The sequence below is a fragment of the Staphylococcus ureilyticus genome (genome assembly GCF_002902235.1).
Classification (GTDB): domain Bacteria; phylum Bacillota; class Bacilli; order Staphylococcales; family Staphylococcaceae; genus Staphylococcus; species Staphylococcus ureilyticus.
This window is the reverse complement of sequence record NZ_PPRL01000117.1, coordinates 1-9,022: the sequence shown is the minus strand read 5'-3', so window position 1 is coordinate 9,022 and position 9,022 is coordinate 1. Positions and strand designations below refer to the sequence as shown.

Sequence of the window (9,022 nt, the reverse complement as noted above, 5' to 3'; positions counted from 1 at the left end):
TTCGCCATGCCACGAAATTAGCATCATGCTAGCAAGTTAAGCGAACACTGACATGATAAATTAGTGGTTAGCTATATTTTTTACTTTGCAACAGAACCCTATTTATTTAAAGTTCTATACCATTCCTATCGATAAACTTTTGACCAATTTAAACCTATTAAATCCATAATTTCTTCAATTATATAATTTTATCCGTATAAAATCGTAGTTTCTCTTTCTTTTTATAAGATGGAAGTGTCAACCATTAGGTATTTAAATGAACATTAAATGTTTGGACATAAACAGCAGTTCCAACTATTTGTACATTCCATTCCTTATCATCAGGAGTCACTTTAACCATTACTTTACCATCCTTACCAATTTCTTGACCTTGTTCAACAATAAGACTTAGTGGTTTGTCTAATTTATTCTCTATGTATTTTAAAAAGTAGGCCCCCATTACTCCAGAAGCTGTTCCAGTAATTGGATCTTCTGTTGTTCCAGAAAAAGGAGAAGAAAAATGTCGAGCGTGCATATCAGAGTCAAAATGGTAAGTTTCAAAACAAAATGGATGAATAGATACTGTAGGTCTTTCTGGTTCTGTTGCAAAGTTAAAATTATACTATAAATTCAACTTTGCAACAGAACCAGATATGCCTAAGTTCGACGCTGTGAAGTATGGAAAATATCATAAAGACGGCGAAACGAAAGAAGTTTCTGCAGATAAATACAACCAGCTTGCGGACAAAGCTAACAAAATCTATGACAAAGACTCACAAGTACCGCATGTCGATAAAAGTGTGAATGAACTTTCATACAAACTCTTAGAAGAAAAATACAACTATGCAAAAGCAGTGAAAGAATTAGTCGACAGTTTATCAGAAGCAGCATAAAAATTTTGATATAAGAATGAAACACAGCCTCCGTATTGAATGCGGGGGCTGTGTTTGTCTTTAATGTAATCTATACTTCAACTTTGAAATCTGTCACATTCGGAATATCCAATTCAGGATGTGCTTGCAAGTAATCAATAATCAGCTGTGCACCTTCAGTCGGAATCGATTTGATGATTTTATCTTCACTGAACATTGGATAGTTGCCGCCGCCGACAGCACGGTAATTATTCAGTACGACTTCATAAGTTTGATGCATAGCAATCGGCTGTCCTTGATGGGTCAAACGTGTAATACGTTCGCCTTTAGGATTGCCTGCTTTGATAGTATAGGCAATACCTGACCAAATATCATAATTGTAATGCTGAGGCTTGGGTTCAACATATTCAGGGTTCACAATGACTTCTTGGTCTTGTACTTCAAAGTATTCAGCTGTTTGTTCCAAAGCATCTTTAATATCTTGTCCGCTGAGTTTCAGTACATTGAATGTATTAGGGAACGGATAGTTGTTTAAGACATCCCGCATTGTGACTTCGCCTTTAAAGCCGCGTGATAAATCAAATAAGGCAGATGCCGCAATCGGAGCATTGCTTGCTTCCATTAAGATGTAATTCAAGAAGTTAAGGTATGGATGCGGTGCAGTGCGTGCTTTAAATTGATCTTCAACGACCATATCTTCAGATAATAAAGTGATTGGGGCATCTAGCCATTGTTCAATATAATCGCTGAATTGCTGAAGCTCATCTGTCAGTACAGCTTTATCAGGATTATCATCAGTTAAAAGCTGTGCAGTCGCATGATGCACACCTTGATCATGGTAGTCTAAGACAATTTTGCCGACAGTATTGCCTTTAGAACCAGGCTGGATGACTGGGACACCGTGAATGACTTGTGCGATTTCACGATGCTGGTGGCCGGTGATTAAGAGGTCGATGTCGGTGTGGAAGCGGTCGAGTAATGCATAACCTTCATTTTCTCCAGTTAAGGCTTCCGTAGGCGCACCGCTTTCTAAATCTCTTTCAAACCCGCCGTGGTAACATACTGCTACAATATCAGATTTGGCTCTGACTTCAGGCAGCCACTGTGCCAATGTGCTTTCAGCACTTTCAAATGTCAGACCTTCAATGTATTCTGCTTTCTCCCAATGCGGGATATATTGTGTAGTTAAACCAATCACGCCAATCGTTAATCCCTCTCTTTGTAAATACGTGACACCATGACCAGTGAAGGGTTCGCCGTTTTCTAAAATGTTCGCAGATAAGACTGGATAATCTAAATCTGCTAGTGTGTCTTTGAGATAATTTAAGCCGAAATTAAACTCATGATTTCCGATTACACCTAAGTCAAAAACGAATTGATTATAAATCGCCGCCAGCTGTTCTGCAGATTCTCTTTCTTTCGCAAGATAATGTCCGATAGGCGATCCTTGAAGAAAGTCGCCATTATCTATACGAATCGTGTTTTTGTACTGTGCACTATCTTCTTCTATGATGGCTTTGGTATGCAAGAGCCCCATCGGTAATCGTTGTGTCTTGTCTTGATAGTCAGTTGGAAAGAGATAGCCGTGTACATCGCTGACGATATAGAATGCAAGTTGTGTCAATGTAAAATCCCCCTATGTGCGTATCAGTTAATCGTTATAGATTGTGTTTTCAGGTTATGCGAACCTTGTTTTAAACGCAAGTGTGCAGACCCTGAAGCATCAGATATTGTTTGACCTTTCAAGGACAGTGTCGCATTGCCGTCACTGTCTGTTTGAACAGATTGTGCTGCACTATACCCTGGTGATGATTGTGTGCCGAATGTCGCAAGCTGGCGTCCGCCATCTGCATAAATACCGGCACGCAAATCGTTTAAAGTTTGGTTGGCAGGCTGACCTTTAAATTGGATTTTGATAGTAAATGTTTGTCCTGCTTGAAGTTGTTCAGGCACATCGAATGCAATGCCATTCGTATTGATAGATGTACTGCTTGTATCCTCATCTGGTGATGAAGGCTGCTCTTCTTTTGGAGTTTCAGATTGTGAGCCTCCATAGCTGCCAGCCGCAAAAGTTGATGGATCGTACCATTTATAGCCTGCTTTAGGTTCTGACCAAGGTTCTTTTTGCGGTTCTGTTGATTGCTTTGGCTGTTCGAAATCTTTCAATGGTGTGGCTTGGTCTTTTGAAACACCGAGCGCTGTTATCGTTTCGGCATCTTCTTGTTTGCCGAGCCATGTTGTTAAGTTAGAGAGCAATTGCTGATTATCTGCTTCTTTAAAGCCGTCATAAGTTTTCTTTGTATCTCCGCTGTCTTCTCGTTTATATTTAGGTGTACTGTCTTCAACTAAAGATGAATCGCCGATGAATGCCGCTTTGCCTTTGCCGACTTTAGACACCGCGACATAAGGTCCTTCAGCTTTACCGCCTCCGGCATAGACACCTTGATCTACCGCATGCGACCATTTTTGTTCTGAAGATAAACCTTCAGGTGTATAAATAATGCCTTTTGCTTTATCAGGGTCAGTAATGGCTAACGTTGAACCTGCATGCATAGACACACTGTTGACATTATCTGTGATGCCCATCGCATCTTTGCCTGTTACCATATTTTTCGTTGTAAGATTATTTAAACCATTGTATCTAAAGCGTACACCAAAGTTTTCAGCTAACCAATCAGAACTGTTTACGCCTTGCATAGCCTCTGACTGCTTTTCATCTTGCGACATATCTTTGGTCATATCGTTGTATGCACCGCGGCGATAGCCGTTCATGGCTTCAGATGAATCAATTCGGTTCAAGTTGCGGTCTGCGTTGTAGTGATCAGAAATGAAAATAATACTGCCGCCTTGTTTTGCAAAATCAACCATAGCTTGTTGTTCAGAAGATTTGAAAGGTGTATTCGCTTCAGGAATGACTAGAATCTTTGTGTCTTTTAACTTTTCAGGCGTGATACTTGCCTGTCCGCGTAATTCTTTCACTTGATAACCTTGCTTTGCGATTTGGTTGGCATAATCAGAAAAGCCGCCGTCTAAGACCCAATCTGCCGCACCTGCGGTTTGGGCATGTGAATTATCCATAAGTACTTTGCCTTTTTCAGCTTCTCCGATAGTCGGTGCATCAGTGGTACTTTGTGCGTATGTATCAGGTGATGCACTGAGTAGTGTAGATGCGATCAAAACAGAACTTGCGACGTAACGATGGATTACTTTCAATTGAATGTTCCTCCTAAAATGGTTATGTATTTATTTTTATTTACTTGTCCTTTCATTATATTCGTAATTCTAGAAAGTTACATTCGATAAATTTAAGATTTACGATAACTTAACTAAAGTTTCAAATAATTTAAAGATAATCAACATTGCATAAATTATTTACTCAATCTACACAAATATTGTGTTGTTTTTTACTTTAATTCACTCATATAATAAATGTGTAACACATCGCAATACATATGGAGGAATGTTGAATGAGAAAGAAACATGCGTTAAAGTCACTCTTCGCTTTAATGATGGCAGTTATTTTATTCGTATCCGCTTGCGGCAACGGCAGTTCTTTAGACAATAAGAAAGAAAGTGATAAAGAGGGAGGCAGCGGGGATTACAAACCTAAAGAATTAACAGTTCAATTTGTCCCTTCTCAAAACGCAGATAAGTTGGAAGCGAAAGCAAAACCGTTAGAAAAATTATTATCTAAAGAGTTAGATATCCCAGTGAAAGTTTCAGTTTCAACGAACTACAACACAATTGTTGAAGCGATGAAATCTAAAAAAGTAGATGTTGGTTTCTTACCTCCGACAGCTTATACATTAGCGCACGATAAAAAAGCGGCGGATGTATTGCTTCAAGCACAACGTTTCGGAGTGAATAAGGACGGTTCAGATTCAAAAGAACTTACAAAGGACTATAAATCAGAAATTCTTGTTAAAAAAGATTCAGGTATTAAAAGTGTTAAAGATTTAAAAGGCAAAAAAATCGCGCTGCAAGATGTGACTTCAACTGCAGGGTATACTTTCCCGCTTGTTGAATTAGACAAAGAAGGCGTAAATGTCTTAAAAGACATGAAAGTTGTGAACATGAAAGGTCATGACCAAGCAGTCATTTCATTAATGAACGGCGATGTAGATGCGGCAGCTGTATTCAACGATGCACGTAAAATCGTGAAAAAAGACGAACCTAAAGTCTTTGATGAAACTAAAATTTTAAAATTAACTAAACCGATTCCAAACGACACAATCTCAGTGCGCAGCGATATGGATTCAAAATTCCGCGACAAACTGAAAAAAGCCTTTAAAGATATTGCGAAAACAAAAGAGGGACACAAAGTCATCAGTGAAGTTTACTCTCATGAAAACTACGTAGACAGCAAAGATGAAAACTTCGATATCGTTAGAGAATACGATAAAAAAGTCAAAGAAATGAAGTAAGCACAAAGCAAACAGATGTTCCCCATCACACCATTTTAATGAGCGTATTTCAACGCAGTGAGGCTTGCAAGAGCACATTGAGTCCGTTGAATACGCTCGCTTTGTATTAAAGCGAGAAGGAAAGGAAATGAGTATGAGTCAAATTGAATTTAAAGATGTACGCAAAGTTTATAGTAACGGTCATGTCGGTTTAGACCGTATTAATTTAAATATTGAAAAGGGTGATTTCGCAGTCATTGTCGGCTTGTCAGGTTCAGGAAAATCGACATTACTGCGTTCTATCAATCGGCTGCATGATATTACAGAAGGGGAAATTCTGATTGACGGCAAATCGATGACTAAAGCCAGCGGCAATCAACTGCTTGAAATGCGCAGAAATATCGGTATGATTTTCCAAAATTTCAACTTAGTCAAACGTTCTTCGGTGATGCGTAATGTACTCAGCGGACGTGTCGGCTATCATCCGACTTGGAAAATGATTCTCGGTCTATTTCCGAAGGAAGACAAAATCAAAGCATTAGAAGCTTTAGACCGCGTCAATATTTTAGATAAGTATAAATCACGTTCTGATGAATTATCCGGCGGTCAGCAACAGCGTATTTCTATTGCAAGAGCTTTATGCCAAGAACCTGCGATTATTTTAGCAGATGAGCCTGTTGCTTCATTAGATCCCTTAACAACTAAACAAGTGATGGATGATTTGAAGCGTATTAATCAAGAATTAGGTATCACAATTATTATCAACTTGCACTTTGTAGATTTAGCACGTGAATACGGCACACGTATTATTGGTTTGCGCGATGGTCAATTGGTCTTTGATGGCCCTGTTGAGCGTGCAACAGATGAAGCCTTTAATGAAATTTACGGCCGTTCTATTCAAGACGAAGAGAAGTTAGGAGTGAATTAGCATGGATCATGCGAAAGATTATGCGTCGATGTTAAATAACAAGAAATCGTTTAAGACGACTTTCAGTGCAGTCCTTGTACTTTTCTTAGTAATATGGAGTTTGACTTATACGGGATTTAGTATCGGTGATTTATTATACGGCTTGCCTCAAATCGGTGTCTTATTTACAGATATGTTTCCGCCGGATTTAAGTTATTTATCTCAGATATTGAATCCAATATTAGATACGATTCGTATGGCAATCGTAGGTACATTTATCGGTTCTATTATTGCAGTACCCATTGCATTATTATGTGCCAAGAATATCTCACGTACGAAATGGATAGCAATGCCGGCACGTTTCGTGCTGAACATTGTGCGTACGATACCGGATTTATTACTTGCGGCTATTTTCGTTGCGGTTTTTGGGATTGGCCAAATTCCAGGGGTGCTCGCGGTAATTGTATTAACTATCAGTATCGTCGCAAAGTTATTATATGAAGTTTTAGAAGCGATTGATCCAGGCCCTTTAGAAGCCATGACGGCAGTAGGGGCGAATAAAACCAAATGGATTTTGTTCGGTGTCGTTCCGCAGGCACTCGCTTCTTATGTGTCTTATGTATTATTCGCCTTTGAAATTAATATTCGTGCAGCTGCGGTACTTGGTTTAGTCGGTGCCGGCGGTATCGGTCTCTTTTATGACCAAACACTCGGCCTGTTCCAATACGATAAAACAGCAGTGATTATCTTATTTACACTATTGATTGTAGTCATTATTGACTTCATCAGTTCGAAAGTGAGGGAGCAACTCACATGACGACAATGAGTAAAACAGAGTTATTGAACAACTACAGCAATAAGCAGAAGAAAATCAAATATACCTTAACAGCACTAGTGGTTGCGGCACTTTTGATTTGGGCTTTTGCCGGTATGCCTGCTTTAGAAATCAAAGACAAATCCCGTCAAATTCTCGGTTCGATATTACAAGGACTAACTCATCCGGATTGGGGCTTTGTCTATCAAAAAGGCGGAGAAGACTTGCTTCATGGTTTGTTAGAAACCTTTGCGATTGCAGTAGTCGGAACAATATTAGCTGCGATTATCTGTATTCCTTTAGCGTTCTTAGGCGCAAAGAATATTGTCAAACTCCGCCCAGTCACAGGCACAAGCAAATTTATCTTAAGTATTATCAGAGTCTTTCCTGAAATCGTAATGGCTTTAATCTTTATCAAAGCAGTAGGACCAGGATCATTTTCAGGCGTGTTGGCACTCGGTATTCATTCAGTAGGGATGCTTGGAAAACTCTTCGCAGAGGATATTGAAAATATCGATTTAAGTGCAACCGAATCGCTTAAAGCATGCGGCGCAAATAAAATTAAAACATTAGTATTTGCGGTCATCCCGCAAATCTTGCCGACTTTCATGTCATTAATTCTTTACCGTTTTGAGTTGAACTTGCGTTCGGCGTCCATCTTAGGCTTAATCGGTGCAGGAGGTATCGGTACACCATTAATCTTTGCCTTGCAGACACGTTCATGGGATCGTGTCGGAATTATATTAATCGGCTTAGTAATTATGGTCGGTATCGTGGATTACATCTCTGGCAAGATTAGAGAGAAAATTGTATGATTAGAACAATAAATAACCATGGAATAACGATGTGATTCCATGGTTATTTATATCTTCAATTGTCAAATTAAGTGCAACACCTTATCATTGAAAAGCTCTGCTGGTGTTTTCCAATCAAATCGTTTACGAGGACGTGTATTCAACTTATAAACATAGTGTTCTATTTGTTCTTCTGTAATGTTATCAATATCAATACCTTTGGCTATATATTCTCTAATCAATCCATTTGTATTTTCATTAGTTCCACGTTGCCAAGGGGAATGAGGATCAGGAAAATAAAATGGAATGTTATCTAACTCTGACGTAATTTCTGGATGTTTAGAAAACTCTTTACCTCTATCTGGTGTAATAGATAATCGTTTATTGTTTGGTAAGGTGCCAAGTAAATCTACGATTTTCTGTTTCACAAACTCAGATTTCTTTTTAGGTACTTTACCACAAAGTAAATAGCCGGTTTTACGATCTACTAATGTAACAAGACAAGATTTTCCAGTTTTTCCCATAACAGTATCGGCTTCCCAATCTCCGATTCGTTCTCTATCATTAATGATTTGAGGTCGATCATGTATTGAATAACTTATTCTAATTCTACCTCTATTTTCTTGATGACTTTTAGTGTGTCTAGTCTTACCTCTATGCCTTAACAATCTAATACATCCACGGTTACCGTGACTTAATTTAGGCGGATCAAATAGGCCTAAATAAATAGCACGGTAAATAGTATTATAACTAATAGCCAGGTGAAACCCTTCACTTTTCAATCGGTTTGCAATTTGTTCAGGTGACCACTGTTGATTAAGAAATAAAAATTTTACTTTATCAAATAAAATCTTTGATTTTAATAATAATTTACGTCCGCATTTTTTCTTATTGCACTTGTAATTATTATGAGCATATGTAGGGCTGTAGCTTCCGGAGGAAGCGTTTCTAGCTAATTCACGAGAAACAGTTGATGGGCTTCTGCAAATATCTTTAGCGATTTTTCTTAAAGAATATCCTTTAGCCTTAAGAAAGAATATTCTTTCGCGTTCTTCTATGGTAAGGTGTTTATATGAGTCCATAATCATCATCTCCAGTAAAATTTTGTCTTCGCAAACTTTATTTTACTAGATTGATGATTTTAGGGCTCTTTTTGGTTCTGTTGCAAAGTAAAAAATATAGCTAACCACTAATTTATCATGTCAGTGTTCGCTTAACTTGCTAGCATGATGCTAATTTCGTGGCATGGCGAA

8 protein-coding genes and 1 pseudogene are annotated in these 9,022 nt (G+C 38.4%); 5 read left to right on the top strand and 4 right to left on the bottom strand.

Going from position 1 to position 9,022, the window contains the following annotated elements:
* Nucleotides 1-244 precede the first annotated feature (244 nt).
* A pseudogene (locus CD150_RS10895) lies at nucleotides 245-565 on the bottom strand (PhzF family phenazine biosynthesis isomerase); the annotation flags it as partial.
* Nucleotides 566-632: 67 nt separating this feature from the next.
* On the opposite strand from CD150_RS10895, the gene CD150_RS10890 reads away from it, so the two are divergent.
* A complete protein-coding gene (locus tag CD150_RS10890; RefSeq protein ID WP_057534269.1) occupies nucleotides 633-872 on the top strand; it encodes a hypothetical protein in 240 nt (79 codons plus the stop codon).
* 70 nt (nucleotides 873-942) lie between these two features.
* Here CD150_RS10890 and CD150_RS10885 read toward each other — a convergent pair whose 3' ends face one another.
* Nucleotides 943-2,475 carry a bifunctional metallophosphatase/5'-nucleotidase gene (locus CD150_RS10885; protein WP_019467662.1) on the bottom strand — a complete coding sequence of 511 codons (1,533 nt, stop codon included), beginning with the start codon at nucleotides 2,473-2,475 and terminating at the stop codon, nucleotides 943-945.
* A gap of 23 nt (nucleotides 2,476-2,498) precedes the next feature.
* The gene (locus CD150_RS10880; protein ID WP_011303199.1) at nucleotides 2,499-4,064 is read right to left on the bottom strand and encodes a hypothetical protein; all 1,566 of its coding nucleotides are present in this window, start codon (nucleotides 4,062-4,064) and stop codon (nucleotides 2,499-2,501) included.
* Between the two features lie 254 nt (nucleotides 4,065-4,318).
* On the opposite strand from CD150_RS10880, the gene CD150_RS10875 reads away from it, so the two are divergent.
* The 4 genes from CD150_RS10875 (at nucleotide 4,319) to phnE (CD150_RS10860) (ending at nucleotide 7,790) form a co-directional block, all read left to right on the top strand.
* On the top strand, nucleotides 4,319-5,275 hold the full coding sequence (locus CD150_RS10875; RefSeq protein ID WP_048793926.1) for a phosphate/phosphite/phosphonate ABC transporter substrate-binding protein: 957 nt from the start codon (nucleotides 4,319-4,321) through the stop codon (nucleotides 5,273-5,275).
* Between the two features lie 133 nt (nucleotides 5,276-5,408).
* Entirely contained in the window at nucleotides 5,409-6,182 is a 774-nt protein-coding gene (phnC, locus tag CD150_RS10870; RefSeq protein ID WP_026034723.1) for a phosphonate ABC transporter ATP-binding protein, read from the top strand.
* A gap of 1 nt (nucleotide 6,183) precedes the next feature.
* Nucleotides 6,184-6,978 carry a phosphonate ABC transporter, permease protein PhnE gene (gene phnE, locus CD150_RS10865; protein WP_103161580.1) on the top strand — a complete coding sequence of 265 codons (795 nt, stop codon included), beginning with the start codon at nucleotides 6,184-6,186 and terminating at the stop codon, nucleotides 6,976-6,978.
* A complete protein-coding gene (phnE, locus tag CD150_RS10860) occupies nucleotides 6,975-7,790 on the top strand; it encodes a phosphonate ABC transporter, permease protein PhnE (RefSeq protein WP_011303195.1) in 816 nt (271 codons plus the stop codon). Before phnE (CD150_RS10865) ends, phnE (CD150_RS10860) begins: the two co-directional genes overlap by 4 nt.
* Before the next feature lie 62 nt (nucleotides 7,791-7,852).
* Here phnE (CD150_RS10860) and CD150_RS10855 read toward each other — a convergent pair whose 3' ends face one another.
* Nucleotides 7,853-8,851 carry an IS30 family transposase gene (locus CD150_RS10855; RefSeq protein ID WP_050963127.1) on the bottom strand — a complete coding sequence of 333 codons (999 nt, stop codon included), beginning with the start codon at nucleotides 8,849-8,851 and terminating at the stop codon, nucleotides 7,853-7,855.
* Nucleotides 8,852-9,022 lie beyond the last annotated feature (171 nt).

Bases quoted from the DNA above. Each gene is read 5' to 3' on its own strand.
- CD150_RS10890 (WP_057534269.1), top strand. From the start codon at position 633: ATGCCTAAGTTCGACGCTGTGAAGTATGGAAAATATCATAAAGACGGC.
- CD150_RS10875 (WP_048793926.1), top strand. From the start codon at position 4,319: ATGAGAAAGAAACATGCGTTAAAGTCACTCTTCGCTTTAATGATGGCA.
- phnC (WP_026034723.1), top strand. From the start codon at position 5,409: ATGAGTCAAATTGAATTTAAAGATGTACGCAAAGTTTATAGTAACGGT.
- phnE (WP_103161580.1), top strand. From the start codon at position 6,184: ATGGATCATGCGAAAGATTATGCGTCGATGTTAAATAACAAGAAATCG.
- phnE (WP_011303195.1), top strand. From the start codon at position 6,975: ATGACGACAATGAGTAAAACAGAGTTATTGAACAACTACAGCAATAAG.
- CD150_RS10855 (WP_050963127.1), bottom strand. From the start codon at position 8,851: ATGGACTCATATAAACACCTTACCATAGAAGAACGCGAAAGAATATTC.